Source organism: Luteimonas cucumeris (assembly GCF_007830035.1).
GTDB classification, from domain to species: Bacteria; Pseudomonadota; Gammaproteobacteria; order Xanthomonadales; family Xanthomonadaceae; genus Luteimonas_C; species Luteimonas_C cucumeris.
Window position 1 is genome coordinate 237,811 of the sequence record NZ_VLKN01000002.1, and the last position, 15,565, is coordinate 253,375.

16 protein-coding genes and 1 tRNA gene are annotated in these 15,565 nt (G+C 67.3%); 1 reads left to right on the forward strand and 16 read right to left on the reverse strand.

Annotated features, from left to right (window positions below):
* Positions 1-41: 41 nt before the first annotated feature.
* From IP90_RS04160 to tpiA, 7 genes are all read right to left on the reverse strand, one after another.
* Positions 42-1,361 (reverse strand): NADH-quinone oxidoreductase subunit D, encoded by a 1,320-nt coding sequence (locus IP90_RS04160; RefSeq protein WP_144898366.1) that lies wholly within the window; start codon positions 1,359-1,361, stop codon positions 42-44.
* Positions 1,358-2,095, reverse strand: a complete 738-nt coding sequence (locus IP90_RS04165; protein WP_144898367.1) for an NADH-quinone oxidoreductase subunit C — start codon at positions 2,093-2,095, stop codon at positions 1,358-1,360. The genes IP90_RS04160 and IP90_RS04165 overlap by 4 nt, the downstream gene beginning before the upstream one ends.
* A complete protein-coding gene (locus IP90_RS04170; protein WP_144898368.1) occupies positions 2,092-2,679 on the reverse strand; it encodes a NuoB/complex I 20 kDa subunit family protein in 588 nt (195 codons plus the stop codon). The genes IP90_RS04165 and IP90_RS04170 overlap by 4 nt, the downstream gene beginning before the upstream one ends.
* On the reverse strand, positions 2,670-3,026 hold the full coding sequence (locus IP90_RS04175; protein WP_144898369.1) for an NADH-quinone oxidoreductase subunit A: 357 nt from the start codon (positions 3,024-3,026) through the stop codon (positions 2,670-2,672). The genes IP90_RS04170 and IP90_RS04175 overlap by 10 nt, the downstream gene beginning before the upstream one ends.
* 134 nt (positions 3,027-3,160) lie before the next feature.
* A tRNA-Leu gene (locus IP90_RS04180) sits at positions 3,161-3,245 on the reverse strand.
* Between the two features lie 49 nt (positions 3,246-3,294).
* Complete coding sequence (secG, locus tag IP90_RS04185; protein ID WP_144898370.1) at positions 3,295-3,777, reverse strand: preprotein translocase subunit SecG; 483 nt, start codon at positions 3,775-3,777, stop codon at positions 3,295-3,297.
* Between the two features lie 12 nt (positions 3,778-3,789).
* Positions 3,790-4,545: a triose-phosphate isomerase gene (gene tpiA, locus IP90_RS04190; protein WP_144898371.1), complete on the reverse strand. Its 756-nt coding sequence runs from the start codon at positions 4,543-4,545 to the stop codon at positions 3,790-3,792.
* Positions 4,546-5,003: 458 nt separating this feature from the next.
* Here tpiA and IP90_RS04195 point away from each other — a divergent pair, with 458 nt between their 5' ends.
* Positions 5,004-5,870 (forward strand): class I SAM-dependent methyltransferase, encoded by an 867-nt coding sequence (locus tag IP90_RS04195; protein WP_158635263.1) that lies wholly within the window; start codon positions 5,004-5,006, stop codon positions 5,868-5,870.
* Positions 5,871-5,924: 54 nt separating this feature from the next.
* Here IP90_RS04195 and IP90_RS04200 read toward each other — a convergent pair whose 3' ends face one another.
* From IP90_RS04200 to IP90_RS04240, 9 genes are all read right to left on the reverse strand, one after another.
* Positions 5,925-6,878, reverse strand: coding sequence for an isopenicillin N synthase family dioxygenase (locus IP90_RS04200; protein WP_144898373.1), 954 nt, complete (start codon positions 6,876-6,878; stop codon positions 5,925-5,927).
* Between the two features lie 64 nt (positions 6,879-6,942).
* Positions 6,943-8,304: a phosphoglucosamine mutase gene (gene glmM, locus IP90_RS04205; protein WP_144898374.1), complete on the reverse strand. Its 1,362-nt coding sequence runs from the start codon at positions 8,302-8,304 to the stop codon at positions 6,943-6,945.
* A 118-nt stretch (positions 8,305-8,422) separates the two neighbouring features.
* Positions 8,423-9,313: an acetyl-CoA carboxylase, carboxyltransferase subunit beta gene (gene accD / locus IP90_RS04210; protein WP_144898713.1), complete on the reverse strand. Its 891-nt coding sequence runs from the start codon at positions 9,311-9,313 to the stop codon at positions 8,423-8,425.
* 138 nt (positions 9,314-9,451) lie between these two features.
* Positions 9,452-10,252 (reverse strand): tryptophan synthase subunit alpha, encoded by an 801-nt coding sequence (trpA, locus tag IP90_RS04215; RefSeq protein WP_144898375.1) that lies wholly within the window; start codon positions 10,250-10,252, stop codon positions 9,452-9,454.
* Entirely contained in the window at positions 10,249-10,653 is a 405-nt protein-coding gene (locus tag IP90_RS04220; protein ID WP_144898376.1) for a DUF3144 domain-containing protein, read from the reverse strand. The genes trpA and IP90_RS04220 overlap by 4 nt, the downstream gene beginning before the upstream one ends.
* 130 nt (positions 10,654-10,783) lie before the next feature.
* Entirely contained in the window at positions 10,784-11,983 is a 1,200-nt protein-coding gene (gene trpB, locus IP90_RS04225; RefSeq protein ID WP_144898714.1) for a tryptophan synthase subunit beta, read from the reverse strand.
* Between the two features lie 13 nt (positions 11,984-11,996).
* Entirely contained in the window at positions 11,997-12,680 is a 684-nt protein-coding gene (locus IP90_RS04230) for a phosphoribosylanthranilate isomerase (RefSeq protein ID WP_144898377.1), read from the reverse strand.
* A 156-nt stretch (positions 12,681-12,836) separates the two neighbouring features.
* Positions 12,837-13,652, reverse strand: a complete 816-nt coding sequence (gene truA, locus IP90_RS04235; RefSeq protein WP_144898378.1) for a tRNA pseudouridine(38-40) synthase TruA — start codon at positions 13,650-13,652, stop codon at positions 12,837-12,839.
* 19 nt (positions 13,653-13,671) lie between these two features.
* Positions 13,672-15,552, reverse strand: a complete 1,881-nt coding sequence (locus tag IP90_RS04240) for a motility hub landmark protein FimV (RefSeq protein WP_242007478.1) — start codon at positions 15,550-15,552, stop codon at positions 13,672-13,674.
* Positions 15,553-15,565 lie beyond the last annotated feature (13 nt).

Here is a 15,565-nt window from a genome sequence, read left to right on the forward strand (position 1 = left end):
CCTGGACGAATCACGAATCACCAATCCCGAATCACGGCCTCTCATCGATCGATCTCGCCGAAGACGACGTCGTAGGTACCGATCATCGCCACCACGTCGGCCAGCATGTGTCCCTTGACGATCGCGTCCATCGACGACAGGTGGGCGAAGCCCGGCGCGCGCAGCTTGCAGCGGAACGGCTTGTTGGCACCGTCGGAGACGAGATAGCAGCCGAACTCGCCCTTCGGCGCTTCCACCGCGCTGTAGGTCTCGCCGGCCGGCACGCAATACCCTTCGGTGAACAGCTTGAAGTGATGGATCAGCGCTTCCATGTCGTCCTTCATCTCCTCGCGGGATGGCGGCGACACCTTGTAGTTGTGCAGCATGACCGGACCGGGATTGGCCTTCAGCCACTTCACGCACTGCTCGACGATGCGCGTCGACTGCCGCATCTCGGCCACGCGCACCAAGTAGCGGTCGTAGCAGTCGCCATTGGTGCCGATCGGGATGTCGAAATCGACGGCGTCGTATTTCGCATACGGCTGCTTCTTGCGCAGGTCCCAGGCGATGCCCGAGCCGCGCAGCATCGGGCCGGTCATGCCCCAGGCCAGCGCATCCTCGGGCGAAACCACGCCGATGCCGACGGTGCGCTGCTTCCAGATGCGGTTGTCAGTGAGCAGCGTTTCGTATTCGTCGACGCGCTTGGGGAAGTCCTGTGCGAAATGCTCCAGGTAATCCAGCAGCGAGCCTTCGCGCCAGGCATTGAAGCGCTTGAGGCCGGCACCTTTGCGCCACGGCGATTCCTTGTACTTCGGCATCCGGTCCGGCAGGTCGCGATAGACGCCACCGGGACGGTAATAGGTGGCGTGCATGCGCGCGCCGCTTACCGCCTCATAGCAGTCCATCAGCTCTTCGCGTTCGCGGAAGGCGTACAGGAACACCGCCATCGCACCGAGGTCGAGCGCATTGGAACCGATCCACATCAGGTGGTTCAGGATGCGGGTGATCTCGTCGAACATCGTGCGGATGTACTGCGCACGTTCCGGCGCCTCGATCCCCATCAGGGTTTCGATGGCGCGCACGTAGGCGTGCTCGTTGCACATCATCGACACGTAGTCGAGACGGTCCATGTAGCCGATCGACTGGTTGAACGGCTTGGACTCGGCCAGCTTCTCGGTACCGCGATGCAACAGGCCGATGTGGGGATCGGCGCGCTGCACGACTTCACCGTCCATTTCCAGGATCAGGCGCAGCACGCCGTGCGCGGCCGGATGCTGCGGGCCGAAGTTGAGCGTGTAGTTGCGGATTTCCTGGCGCGCTTCGGCGGTGTTACTGGCAAAGCCGGCGCTGGCCTGGCGCACGATCGACGATTCGGTACTCATTTCGCGACCTCGCTGGCGGCTTCGCCCGCAGCGGTCTGGTAACGCGCATCGTCGCGGATCACCCGCGGCACCAGCACGCGTGGTTCGACCGACGTGACCGGCTCGTAGACGACGCGCTGTTTCTCCGCGTCGTAGCGCACTTCGACATTGCCGATCAGCGGGAAGTCCTTGCGGAACGGGTGACCGACGAAACCGTAATCGGTCAGGATGCGACGCAGGTCCGGATGGCCACGGAACACGATGCCGAAGAGATCGAAGGCTTCGCGCTCGAACCACTCGGCACCGATCCACACCCCGGTCAGCGAGTCGACCACCGGCAGGTCGTCGTTGTCGCAGAACGCACGCAGGCGCAGGCGCTGGTTGTGCTGCAGCGACAGCAGGTGCGCCACTGCGGCGAAGCGACGGCCCGGCTGCCACGTCTCGTCGCGTTCATGCTGGTCGCGCGGGCGCTCGCCCCACTTGAAGCGGCCCGGGCCGCGACCTTCAACGCCGCGGCTGAAGCCTTCCGACGATACGTCGCTGGTGTCCCACTCGTCGCTGCCGTAGCCGAGGTAATCCACGCCGCTGACATCGACCAGCTGCTCGAAACCGAACTCGTCGCGCAGCGCCCGTGCAGCGTCCAGCCAGCCGGCTGCAGGCACTTCCAGGGTCACTTCACCGCGCGGCACGGCGACATCGATGGTCGCGTCGGCGAAACGTGCGCGCAGGCGCTCGGCTAGAACGACTGCGCTCATGCGACGCTCGTTCCTGCATCGGCCTTCGCAGCGAAGGGGTTCTGTGCGCTGCGACGGATCTTCTTCTGCAACTGCAGGATGCCGTAGACCAGCGCCTCGGCGGTCGGCGGGCAGCCTGGCACATAGACATCGACCGGCACGATCCGGTCGCAGCCGCGCACCACCGCGTAGGAATAGTGGTAATAACCGCCGCCGTTGGCGCAGCTGCCCATCGAGATCACCCACTTGGGATCGGGCATCTGGTCGTAGACCTTGCGCAGGGCCGGCGCCATCTTGTTGACCAGGGTGCCGGCGACGATCATCACGTCGGACTGGCGCGGCGACGGGCGGAACACCACGCCGTAGCGATCCAGGTCGAGGCGTGCGGCGCCGGCATGCATCATCTCCACCGCGCAGCAGGCCAGGCCGAACGTCATCGGCCACATCGAGCCGGTGCGCGCCCAGTTCCACAGCACGTCCATGCTGGTGGTGACAAAGCCGTTCTGCAGCAGCGGGTTGTCGCCTTCAGGGCGCAGGATGTCGTCCAGCCGCCCTTCCGGCAGCGGGTTGTGCATCATGTCCGAGACGGTTTGGATCACTCCCATTCCAGCGCGCCCTTCTTCCAGACGTAGACGAAACCCAGGAACAACATGCCGACGAACAGGCCCATGGTGACCAGTCCGCGCGCGCCGAGTTCGTGGAATATCTGCGTCCACGGCACGATGAAGATGATTTCCAGGTCGAAGATGATGAACTGGATCGCGATCAGGTAATAACGCACGTCGAACTGCATGCGCGCGTCTTCGAACGGCGCGAACCCGCACTCGTAGGGCGACAGTTTCTCGGCGGTCGGGCGCTTTGGCCCCAACAGGTTGCCGACGATCAGCAGGGCGATGCCGATGCCGGTCGCGACGATCAAAAACAGCAGGGTCGGCAGGTATTCGGCCAGCACTCGCTATCTCTCTCGGCTACTTGCCGCGTTGCCGCGGCCTTTGCTGGATGACCCGCGTGCGACCGCGAACCACCGTCCTGCTTCCAGGCGCAGACTGCGTCCCGCGATGCAGTCTGCGCGTGAAAGCGCGTTTATGGTGCCCAAGGGGGGACTCGAACCCCCACGACCTAAGCCGCTACCACCTCAAGGTAGTGCGTCTACCAATTCCGCCACCTGGGCTGACGTTCGCATCGATGCGCTGATGCGAGGTCGCTAATTGTATTCGGTATCAGCCGCCTTGCGGAGTAGCCGGCGGTGTCTGCGCGGCCGGTGCAGGTTGCTGCGACTGCTGCGGCGCCTGCTGCTGCGGTGCATTCTGCGTTGCGGGCGCATGCGGGATCGCGGCAGGCGCGGAAGCCGGTGCCGCCGGAATCGTCGCCGAGCCCGGGGCAGCAGGCACTTTCGCGCTGTCGCCAGCCGCCGGCACGGATTGCTGCGCCATCACGCCCAGATCCTGCTGCGTCGGCACGTTGCCGGTGCTGCGGGTGTGGTACCAGGCCATGAACAGGCTGATGGCGAAGAACACGATCGCCAACCATTTGGTGCTCTTGGACAGGAAGTTGGATGCGCCGCGCGCGCCGAACACGGTGGCCGATGCACCGCCGCCGAAGCCGGAACCGGCCTGCGCTCCCGCGCCGCGCTGCATCAGGATCAGCGCGATCATGGCGATCGCGAGCAACACGTAAACCACGTTGAGGACGAGCAGGAGCATCTGGAACCTTGGCTATCGTTGGGCCATCGCAGCGACGATGGCGAGGAAATCACGGGCAACCAGCGAGGCGCCGCCCACCAGCCCACCGTCGACGTCGGGCTGTGAAAACAGCGCGGAGGCGTTGTCGGGCTTGCAGCTGCCGCCGTACAGGATCGGCAGCAAGCCAGCGATTTTAGCATCGCGGGCCGCAACTTCGCCACGAATGAAGGCGTGCACGGCCTGGGCCTGCCCGGGGGTGGCGGTCTTGCCGGTGCCGATCGCCCAGACCGGCTCGTAGGCCACGACGGCCCCGGAAAAGGCCTCGGCGCCGCCTTGCGCCAATACCGGCGCCAGCTGTTCCCGAATGCGTGCCTCGGTTTGCCCGGCCTCGCGCTCCTCCAGGGTTTCGCCAACGCACAGGATCGGGACCAGCCCTGCGTGCCTGGCAGCGAAGAACTTGGCTGCCACCAGCTCGCTGGTCTCGGCATGGTACTGGCGTCGCTCCGAATGGCCCACCAGGCCATAGACGCAGCCGATCTCGTGGAGCATGCCGGCCGACACTTCACCGGTATAGGCGCCCTTTTCGTTGGCGCTCACGTCTTGCGCGCCGAAGTCGATGGCGTGGTCGGCGTAGTGTTCGATCAGTTCCGACAGATACGGCAAGGGTGGCAACACCACGCGCTCGACGCCCGCCGGCGCCGCGACCGCGACGACCTCGTCGATCAGCGCACGCGCGAAGGCGCGGTCACCGTGCAGCTTCCAGTTTCCCGCCACGATCTTGCGTCGCATCGCGACTCCATCCAGCCAGACATTGGATGGATAGGATAGCGGCGCGCTACAGACGCCGCACGCCGGGCGCATGCAGGCGTGCAGGCCCGTGCCTCGCAGCTACTTCCAGAGCGCCGCCGCGACGGCCAGCACCAGCAGCAACTGCAGCCCCCATTGCGTGACCTGCGTCAACGATATCTTTCGCTTGCGGTCCGGTGAACCGGCCATTGCTTTCCCCTCCGCGGCACGATCGCGCCGGCAGTACTTCCGATCCCCCGCGGGGATCCACGCAAGGCCCATGCCACGGGTCTTTCCTTGGTCCTACAGTGTCTAGCGGCATAGAATCCGCAAACTGCAGGGGCGCGATCTGCCCCAGCGCGTCATCTGCGGCACTTCCTGCCATGCCCTTCTGCCGACGCGGGGCACGACGGATGGCCGGCCGTCCGTTGAAAAAACGGCGTGCAGGCTATGCTGGGGGCATGACTTCCAGCTCCGTCAAATACGACTTCACCGTCGACCTGTCCGACCGGTCCACCTCGCACAGCCTGCTCCACCACCTGGTCGCGGACGAGGGCAAGGCCGGGATGCAGATCCTGGAAGTGGGCTGCTCGAGCGGGTACATCGGCGCGACCCTGGCCGCAAAGGGCCATCGCGTGACCGGCGTGGAACTGGATCCGGTCGCCGCCAAAGCCGCGAGCTCGGTGCTGTACGAGGTGCATGCCGGCGATGCCGAAAGCTTCTTCGCGCAGCATCCGGATCGGCGCTACGACGCGATCGTGCTGGGTGACGTGCTCGAACACATGGTTGATCCGGTCGCCACGCTGCGCCTGTGCGTCGCGCACCTGGTCGATGGTGGCGCCGCCGCGATCTCCCTGCCCTGCGTCACCCACGGCAGCGTGCGCGCGATGCTGCTGGAAGGCCGCTGGGACTACGCCGACTACGGCCTGCTCGACCGCACCCACTTGCGCTTCTTCTCGCACAACGACGTGGCCGAACTGCTGTCCGCCGCAGGCCTGCGCATCGACCGCCTGCATGCGACGATGCTGTCGATCGAAACCGCCAGCCAGGAATACGGCATGGCCCTTCGGCCGCAGTCGATGGCGGCTGTGGAGACGCTGGCCGACGATGACGCGCTGCTGGATTTCCAGTACGTGGCCTTGGCGCGGCCTGAACGATCCGGGATCGCGGCGGACGCCCTGCTGACGCAGAACCTGGCCGTCCCCGTGCAACGTGCACCGCGACCGCGGCGCCCGGGCGACAAGTCGAGCGCCCAGCGGCTGCGGATATGGCTCATGAAAGCGCTGCTGGCGCGCATCGCACGTCGGCGCTACCGCGGCTTCGCCTGAACTTCCGCGAAGAACCGCAAGTAGGCACGGCCGCCGCAGGTCGGCCAGCGCCGTCTATTTGAGCTTGATCTCCCGCAGCCGTTCTTCCAGGTAACCCTGCGCCGTGATCGGCTCCGGATAACGGCTCGGATTGTCGGCGGTGATCGTCGAAGGCAGCACGTCGATCAGGAAATCCGGATTGGGATGCAGGAAGAACGGCGTCGAATAGCGCGGCTGGCGCGCCTGTTCGCCCGGCGGATTGACCACGCGGTGCGTGGTCGACGGATACACATGGTTGGTCAGGCGTTGCAGCATGTCGCCGATGTTGACCACGATGGTGTCGGCCTGCGCGGTGAACGGCACCCATTCGCCCTGGCGTGACTTCACCTCCAGGCCGGCAGCGCTGGCGCCGACCAGCAACGTGATCAGGTTGATGTCCTCATGCGCGCCGGCGCGCTCGTTGGGAATGTCGTCCGAGGTGATCGGTGGATAATGGATGGGGCGCAGGATCGAGTTGCCGGAATCGGTCTTGTCGACGAAGTAGTCCTCGGGCAGGCCGATGTGCAACGCCAGCGCCGACAGCACGCGCGAGCCGAGCCGGTCGAGGGTCTGGTAAAGACCGTAGCCGACGGCCTTGAACTCCGGGATTTCCTTCGGCCACAGGTTCGGCGGCATCACCGCGGCGTATTTCGAATCGCGCGGGATCTCGCGGCCGATATGCCAGAACTCTTTCAGATCGGAGTACTTCGCGCCCTTGGCGGTCTCCACTCCGAACGGCGTGTAGCCGCGCGCGCCGCCACTGCCGGGCACGTGGTATTGCAGCTTGGTGTCTTCCGGCAGTGCGAAGAAGCGCCTGAACACGTCATACGACGCGTCGATCTGCGACTGATCGATGCCGTGGCCACTGATGCCGGCGAAGCCCCATTCGCGATACGTCGCGCCAAGGTCGGCGACGAAGGCATCGCGGTCGCCAGCGCTGGAAGGATCGCTGAAACGGCGGATGTCGAGGGTGGGGATACGTGAGGTCATCGCTGATACTTTTCGGTTATTCCGTTCACGCACGAGGCACGGTGCTTGATCGATGAAAGGCAATCTAATGCGTGACGGCGGCCTGGACCGCGGCGGCCAGCGTGTCCAGCGTCTGTTGCATCAGCGCATTGTCGTCGGCTTCGACGGTGACGCGCACCACCGGCTCCGTGCCCGAAGGACGCAGAAAGGCGCGTCCACGCCCCTGCACCGCCGCCTGCGCCTGTGCCAGAGCCGCCTTGACGCTGTCGGCTTCCGCTGGCTTGGCGCCATTGCCGTAGCGCACGTTGACGGTCTTCTGCGGCACCTTGGCCAGGCCACCGAGGGCATGTTGCAGCGACACGCCGCGCCGGCGCAGTACTTCCAGCACCTGCAACGCGCTGACGATGCCGTCGCCGGTGCTGGCGCGATCCAGGCACAGCAGGTGGCCTGATGCCTCGCCACCGAGCACGCTGCCGTGCTCGACCATGGCCTGGTGCACGTAGCGGTCGCCGACCTTGGCGCGCAGGAAATCGATGTCACGTTGCGCCAGGGCGCGCTCGAATCCGTAATTGGTCATCAGCGTACCGACCACCGGCCCGTGCAGGCGCCCGCTTTCCTGCCAGTCACAGGCCAGCACGTAAAGCAGGTCATCGCCGTCGCGCACCACGCCTTCGCCATCGACGAACAGCACGCGGTCGCCGTCGCCGTCGAAGGCGATGCCGAGGTCGGCGCCGGTGGACAGCACCCGCGCCGACAGTGCCTGCGGATGGGTGGAGCCGACGCCGTCATTGATGTTGAGTCCGTTCGGATCGACGCCGATGGCATCGACGCGCGCGCCCAGCTCGCGCAGCACCAGCGGACCGATCTGGTAGGTCGCGCCGTTGGCGCAATCCACCACGATGCGCATGCCACTGAGGTCGAAACCCTTCGGTACCGAATTCTTGCAGGCCTCCACGTAACGGCCGATCGCATCGCGCGTGCGCACCGCCTTGCCCAGCCGTTCCGAGTCGACGGTGCTGAATGGCAACTCCAATGCCGATTCGATCGCCATCTCGGTGGCGTCGTCGAGCTTCTCGCCATCGGCGGAGAAGAACTTGATGCCGTTGTCGTAATGCGGATTGTGCGAGGCGGAGATCACGATGCCGCCATCGGCGCGCAGCGACCGGGTCAGGTGGGCGACGGCCGGCGTCGGCATCGGCCCCATCAACTGCACGTCGACGCCCGCGGCGACCAGGCCCGCCTCCAGCGCCGCCTCGAACATGTAGTTGGAGATGCGCGTGTCCTTGCCGATGATCACCTGCGGATTGCGCCACTGGCTGCCGCCCTTGTGCGCGCGTCGCAGTGCATGACCGTAGGCATTGCCCAGGCGCAACACGAAATCGGCGGAGATCGCGCCCTCGCCGACGCGGCCGCGGATGCCGTCGGTGCCGAAGTACTTGCGGGTCATGCGGAAAGCCTGGGGGCTGGGAGCTGGGGGCTTGGGGATAACAAGACGGGAGAGCAAAACAGGTGCGCGGGTAGGCTGGCAGTTACCAGCCCCCAGATCCCAGATCCCAGCCCCGGCCTCATGCCGCCACCTCGGCGTCATCCTCCGGCGCCGGCTGTTTCATCAGCAGCGCCAGCAGGTGGGCGATGCGCTCGCGCAGTTCGCGGCGGTCGCAGATCTGGTCGATGGCGCCATGCGCCAGCAGGAATTCGGAGCGCTGGAATCCTTCCGGAAGCGTCTCGCGCACGGTCTGCTCGATCACGCGCGGGCCGGCGAAACCGATCAGCGCTTCCGGTTCGGCCATGTTGATGTCGCCCAGCATCGCGAACGATGCCGACACCCCGCCGGTGGTGGGATGGGTCATCACCGAGATGTACGGCAGTCCCGCCGCGCGCAGGCGTCCGAGCGCTGCCGAGGTCTTGGCCATCTGCATCAGCGAGAACAGGCTTTCCTGCATGCGCGCGCCGCCGCTGGCGGAAAAGCTCACGTAGGGGCTGCCGATCTCCAGCGCGCGTTCGGCCGCCAGCGCGAAGCGCTCACCGACCACCGACCCCATCGAACCGCCCATGTAGGCGAAGTCGAAGGCGCTGGCCACGATCGGGCGCTGCTTCAGCATACCCTGCAACGCGACCAGTGCGTCGCGCTCGCCGGTGGACTTCTGCGCCGCCTTGATACGGTCGGAGTATTTCTTCTGGTCCTTGAACTTGAGGATGTCGACCGGCCCCAGCGCGGCACCGATTTCCTCGCCGCTGCCGGCGTCCAGGAACGCGGCAAGCCGCGCACGCGCGCGGATCGGCATGTGGAAGCCGCACTTAGGGCAGACCTCGAGATTCTCTTCCAGCTCGGGGCGATACAGCACCGAGCCGCAGCGGTCGCATTTCTCCCACAGCCCCTCGGGGACGCTGCGTTTCCTGCCGGCGCCGCTGTCGGTGCGGATCCGGGACGGCATCAGTTTTTTCAGCCAGGACATAGGTTCGAGGGTGGAAATGATGCGCGCAGTGTAACCCCGGCCGCAGGTCGGGCCCATGGCCCGACACTCCGTCATGGAACGCGGCCATACGTCGGACGCAGGGATGCGACGCAGCGGGCTTCGGGCCATGGGCCCGACCTACGCGTCGAGGGCGGCCCGCAGTGGCAAGAGGAATGCGGCGGCGCGTCGGGCGGCATCGCCGGGATCGACCGCTTCGGTCAGCGCGGCCACGAGCGCGCTGCCGACGATCACGCCATCGGCCGCGCGCGCCATCGCCGCGGCGCTGGCGGCATCCTTGATGCCGAAGCCGGCCAGCACCGGCGCGGCGCTCATCGACCGCAGCTGGTGCAGACGTTGCGAAGCGGCATCGACATCGAGCCGGTCGGCGCCGGTGACGCCGGCAAAACTGACGTAATACAGATAACCGTGCGCGTCCGCGCACAGTGTGCGCAGCCTCGCTTCCGTCGTCGTCGGCGAAGCCAGCAGGATCAGCGCGATGCCGTGCGCGGCCAGGGCAGCGCGGCACTCGCCGGCCTCCTCGGGCGGCAGGTCGACCAGCAGCAGGCCGTCGACGCCGGCGGCGCCGGCTTCCGCGGCGAAACGCGCGTAGCCGCGGATCTCGATCGGATTCAGATAGCCCATCAGCACCAGCGGCGTGGCCTGGTCGTCTTCGCGGAAGGCGCGTACGCAATCCAGCACGTACGACAGACCCGCGCCACGCGCCAGCGCACGTTCCGAACTGCGCTGGATGGTGGGGCCTTCCGCCATCGGATCGGAAAACGGCACGCCCAGCTCGATCGCATCCGCGCCCGCCTGCGCCAGCGCGTGCAGCACCGGCACCGTCGCCTGAAGCGACGGATCGCCGGCAGTGACGAACGGCACCAGCGCCTTGCGGCCGATGGCGCGCAGCGCGTCGAAACGCGCTGTCAGCCGACTCATTCCTTGGCAGGCTCGGCCAGCGTCGGCACGCCCGCATCCAGCTTGACGCCGGCAGCGGCGTATTCGGCGGCCAGTTCGGATTCGCCGACATTGATGCCGCGCTCGGCACCGAGGCCATCGAGGTTCTCGTTGAGCATGCGCCGGTACATGTTGGTCATGTAGTCGAGGAAATCCTTGCGCTCGGCAGCCGGGTCGCTGACGTTGGCCAGGTACACGTGAGCGTTGAAGCGCGAGGCGGCGTAGACGCTGGCCATGCTGATGCGCTTGAGTCCCTGTTCCTTGGCCTGCTTGTTGGTCAGTTCCAGATATTCGTTGACGCAGGTGAAGAAAGCCGGGTCGACCTGGTTCTGCGGCGCGGCGTTGGCGGCGGTGTCGGCCTGGGTCTGGTTGTCATCGCTCATTACGGTTGCTCCATTGCATTGTATGGGTGGTCTTTATTTGCGGATCCGCATCAATCGGGCAAAACAGATGGGATCGACCGATGGGGAATCCGCTCTTGTTCGTTGCTTCGTTCCGTGTCGCGCGCCCGAATCAAAGCATCATTCCCTCGCGCGCGGCGATGGTGTGCACGTCCTTGTCGCCGCGGCCGGACAGGTTGCACAACACCAGCGCATCCCTGGGCAGTTCGCGCGCCAGCTTCAGCGCCTGGGCGATGGCATGGCTGGATTCGAGCGCGGCGAGGATGCCTTCGGTCCGGGCCAGCAGGTGGAACGCGGCCAGCGCCTCGTCGTCGGTGATCCCGACGTACTCGGCGCGCCCGGTGTCCTTCAGATAAGCGTGTTCCGGGCCGACGCCGGGATAGTCGAGGCCGGCGGAGACCGAATGCGTCTCGATGATCTGACCATCGTCATCGCACAGCACGTAGGTGCGGTTGCCGTGCAGCACGCCCGGTCGGCCGGCGGCCAGCGATGCGGCGTGATGGCCGGTGTCGATGCCCTCGCCCGCCGCCTCGGCGCCGACGATGCGCACGTCGGCATCGTTGAGAAAGGCGTGGAAGATGCCGATCGCATTGCTGCCGCCACCGACGCAGGCCGTCACCGCATCCGGCAGACGTCCGTATTCGGCCAGCATCTGCGCGCGCGCCTCGCGACCGACCACGGCGTTGAAGTCGCGGACCATGCGCGGATACGGGTCCGGACCGGCGACGGTGCCGATGATGTAGAAGGTGTCGCGGACGTTGGTGACCCAGTCGCGCATCGCTTCGTTGAGCGCATCCTTGAGCGTGGCCGAACCGCTGGTGACCGGCACCACCGTCGCGCCGAGCAGTTGCATGCGGTAGACGTTGATCTTCTGCCGCTCGATGTCGGTCGCGCCCATGTAGACCACGCATTCCAGCCCCAACCGCGCGGCGACGGTGGCCGAGGCGACGCCGTGCTGGCCGGCACCGGTCTCGGCGATGATCCGGGTCTTGCCCATGCGGGTGGCGAGCAGCGCCTGGCCGATGGTGTTGTTGATCTTGTGCGCGCCGGTGTGGTTCAGGTCTTCGCGCTTGAGCAGGATCTGCGCGCCGCCCACTTCGCGACTCAGGCGTTCGGCGTGGTAGATCGGGCTGGGCCGGCCGACGTAATGCGCCAGGTCCTTGTCGAAGGCGGCGATGAAGTCCGGATCGACGCGCGCGGCGTCGTAGGCCGCCGCCAGTTCCTCGACCGGCCCGATCAGCGTCTCGGCCACGAAGCGCCCGCCGTAACGACCGAAATGGCCGCTGGCATCGGGCGTGGCGTGGTAATCGATCCGGGCGCCCTGTTCAGGCAGGCTGGCCGGAGGCCGGCTCGGGTTCGGTGTGGCAGTCGGCACGTCTGACTTCTTCGACGAAACGCCGCATCTTATCGCCATCCTTGATCCCGGGCGCGCTTTCGATGCCCGAAGCCACGTCCACGCCCCACGGCAGCGTGGCCAGGATGGCGTCGAAAACATTTTCCGGGCGCAGGCCACCAGCCACCACGCAGGGCTTGTCCAGGCCGCGGGGCAGGCGCGACCAGTCGAAGCCCTGGCCGCTGCCACCACTGCCACCCGGCGCGTGGCCATCGAACAGGAAGGCCGCCGCGCCCGGGTAGCGCGTGCGCAACGACACCGTATCGATGGCATCGTGCCCGTCGCGCATCGCGATCGCCTTCATGTAGGGCACGCCGAAGCTGCGGCAGAAGGCGTCGTCCTCGCCGCCATGGAACTGCAGCAGGGTCGGCCGCACCTGCCGGATCACCTCGCGGACCTCGTCGCCATCGTTGTCCATGAACAGCGCGACCGCATCGACCAGCGGCGCCAGCGCGTTGCGCATGGTGCGCGCTTCGGTCGCATGCACGCGGCGCGGGCTGGCCGCGGCGAACACGAAACCGACCGCGTCGACGCCCAGCTCACTGGCCAGGCGCACGTCGCCGGCACGGGTGAAGCCGCAGAACTTGATGCGCGTGCGGAACAGGGTTCGGGACATTTGGGAATCGGGAATCGGGAATCGGGATGAGCGTAACGCTTTCCGGTTCCTGCGGCGCAAGCGCTTGGCTCCGAAGGGTGCATCAGCCGAAGGCGTAATGCGCCGGATGCCCACCATTCCGGAATCCCACGGCGCAATGCCCTTCGGTTATTGCGCCTACGGCGCTGGCGCTGCTTCCTCCGGGTCGGACAGCGTCGCTTCCGACGGCAGACCCCACTGCGGCGGGTACAAGGGGCCCACGAACACCAGTCCGCCGGCCGGCGCGGTCGCACCGGCCAGGGTGCGGTCGCGGCCATGCAGGACCTCGCCGACCCAGGCTTCGGGACGATCGCCGCGACCGACTTCGAGCAGCGTGCCGACCAGGTTGCGCACCATGTGGTGCAGGAAGGCATTGGCCTGCACCTCGAAGATCACTTCCTCACCGTCGCGGTGCACGTCCAGCCGCTGCAGGTCGCGGCGCGCGTGCGGTGCCTGGCAATGCACGGTGCGGAATGCGGAGAAATCATGTTCGCCGAGCAGTGCCTGCGCGGCCCGGTGCATCGCTTCCGCATCGAGCCGGCGCCGCTCCCAGGCCAGGTATTGGCGCTGCAGCGCGGGCCGGACCGGACGGTTCAGCAGCCGGTAGCGGTAACGCCGCGCGCGCGCCGAGAAACGGGCGTGGAAGTCGTCGGCCACCGGCACGCACCAGCGCACGCAGATCGCGTCCGGCAGGCGGCTGGTGGTGCCCAGCATCCAGCCGCGCGGATCGCGATCGGCCGGGCTGTCGAAATGCACGACCTGGCAGGCGGCGTGCACGCCGGCATCGGTGCGGCCGGCACAGACCGACTGGATCGACGCGGCGGCGACGAACGACAGCGCCTCTTCCAGCGCCGCCTGCAGGCTGCCCGCATCGCTTTCGCCGGGTTTGCTGAGCCGTTGCCAGCCGAGGAAATCGCTGCCGTCGTATTCGACGCCCAGCGCGTAGCGCGTCACCGGCGAGCGCCGCGACCCATCATCGCGGAAATTCCTGCAGCAGGCGCACGGCCTCGGCGCGTGCGTCCGGATCACCGACCTGGACGATCTCCTGCAGCAGGCCGCGGGCGGTGTCGTGGTCGCCCAGGTCGAGGTAGGCGCGGGCCAGTTCGATGCGCTCCGGACCGATGCGCAGGTCGCTGCCGGCCGTCGTGGCGGTGGCGCCGCCATGCCAGGTCGGCACTGCCACCGCTGCGGCGGGCGTCCATGCCGGCGCGGCCGGACGCGGAGCGCTCGCGCCATTGCCGCGACTGCCGGATTCGGCCACCGGCGAAGCGTCGGCGAAGGATGCGGGCGCCATCGGTTCGGCGGCCACGGCATTCGGCATGCTGGCGGCCAGCTCGGCGCTGCCGGTCACCGGCCGCGACGGCTTCGACACCACGACAGTGCGGCCGCGACGCGCCAACCACCACGCGATCAGGCCCGCCACGACCAGCAGCAGTCCGCCGCCCAGCCAGAGGCCGGTGCCACCGTCGGCCTGCGCAGGAGCGGGCTGCGCGGTGGTCGAAGCCTGCGTCGCTGCCTTGGCGCCGCCCTGGTTGGACTCGGCCAGGCGCTGCTGCGCCGCGGCCAGCTCGCTGTCCTTCAGCGTGATCAGTTGCTGCTGCTGTTGCTGCAGTTTTTCCAGGTCGGCCAGGCGCGACTTCAATTCCTCGACCTCGGCATCGCGCGCGGCCAGGGTTTCCCGGGTCTGTTGCAGTTCCTGTTGCTGTCGCAGCATGTCGCCCTCGCCTCCGGCGCTGGCGCCGGATCGTGTACCCGCCTGCACGGCGCCATCGGCCGCCGGCGGAATGATTTCAAGCCTCGCCCCGGACACGCCCGTCTTGTCCGGCGTGCCTTCTGCAGCCGCCGGCACCGTGCCTGCGGCCTCGGCGCTGGCCAGCGCGGCGATCTCGGCCGCGCGCGCCTTCTCGCTTCGCGCCTGCCGCTGCTGCTCGATGTGGTCGCGCACGACCACCGCCGTCTCGGCCGCACCCAGGCGGGTGAATTCGGCGGACTCCGGCACGCGCAGCACGGCGCCGCTCCTGAGCCGGTTGATGTCGTTGCCGATGAACGCGTCCGGGTTGGCACGCAGCAAGGCCAGCATGGTCTGGTCGAGACTGGCACCGCGCGATTTCACGGCGAGCGCGATTTCCGACAGCGTGTCGCCCGACTGCACCGACATCTGACCCTGAACGGCCGTGGGCGCTGGCGCCACGGCCGCGGCAACCTCGTCCGGAGCCGGCGCCGGCGGTGGTCCGACGGCAATGTCGGGCACCGGTGCAGACGATGTCTCCACGGGCGGCGCATCCAGCGCGCCTGCGATCTGGTCGGCTTCGATCCCCTGCTCGAGCTCGGCAGGCCCGTCCTGCTCCGGACCCAGCTCGGTCGGCGAGGCCAGGATCGGCGCATCGGCTGGCCGCGACACCACGTCGGCCAACGCCGCCTGCGGCGCCTCGATCAACGGCGCACCCGGCGATGGCGCGTCGCTCGGTGCATCGACCAGCGCCGAATACTCGCGCACCAGCTTGCCCTCGGCCCATTCGACTTCGACCAGGAAGTTCAGCATCGGCTGGTCGATCGGCGCCGTGCTGGTCACGCGCACGGCCAAGCCGCCGGTGTCGTCGCGCACCACCGCGAACTTCAGCTCGGCGACCACGCCTTCCGGCGGCTCCAGCCCGATCCGCGCGAAGGTTTCCGGCGACGCCAGGCGCGCCTGCAGCTGTTCCAGTTCGGCCGGATCGTTGGACACGATCGGGATCTCGGCCAGCAATGGCTGATTGATGCCGGACTTGACCTTGATCTCGCCCAGCCCGAGTGCGGACACCTGCCCGCAGGCTAGTGCCAGCACCAGTGCGAACACGATCCGCATTGCTTTCATCGCCACGCAACCC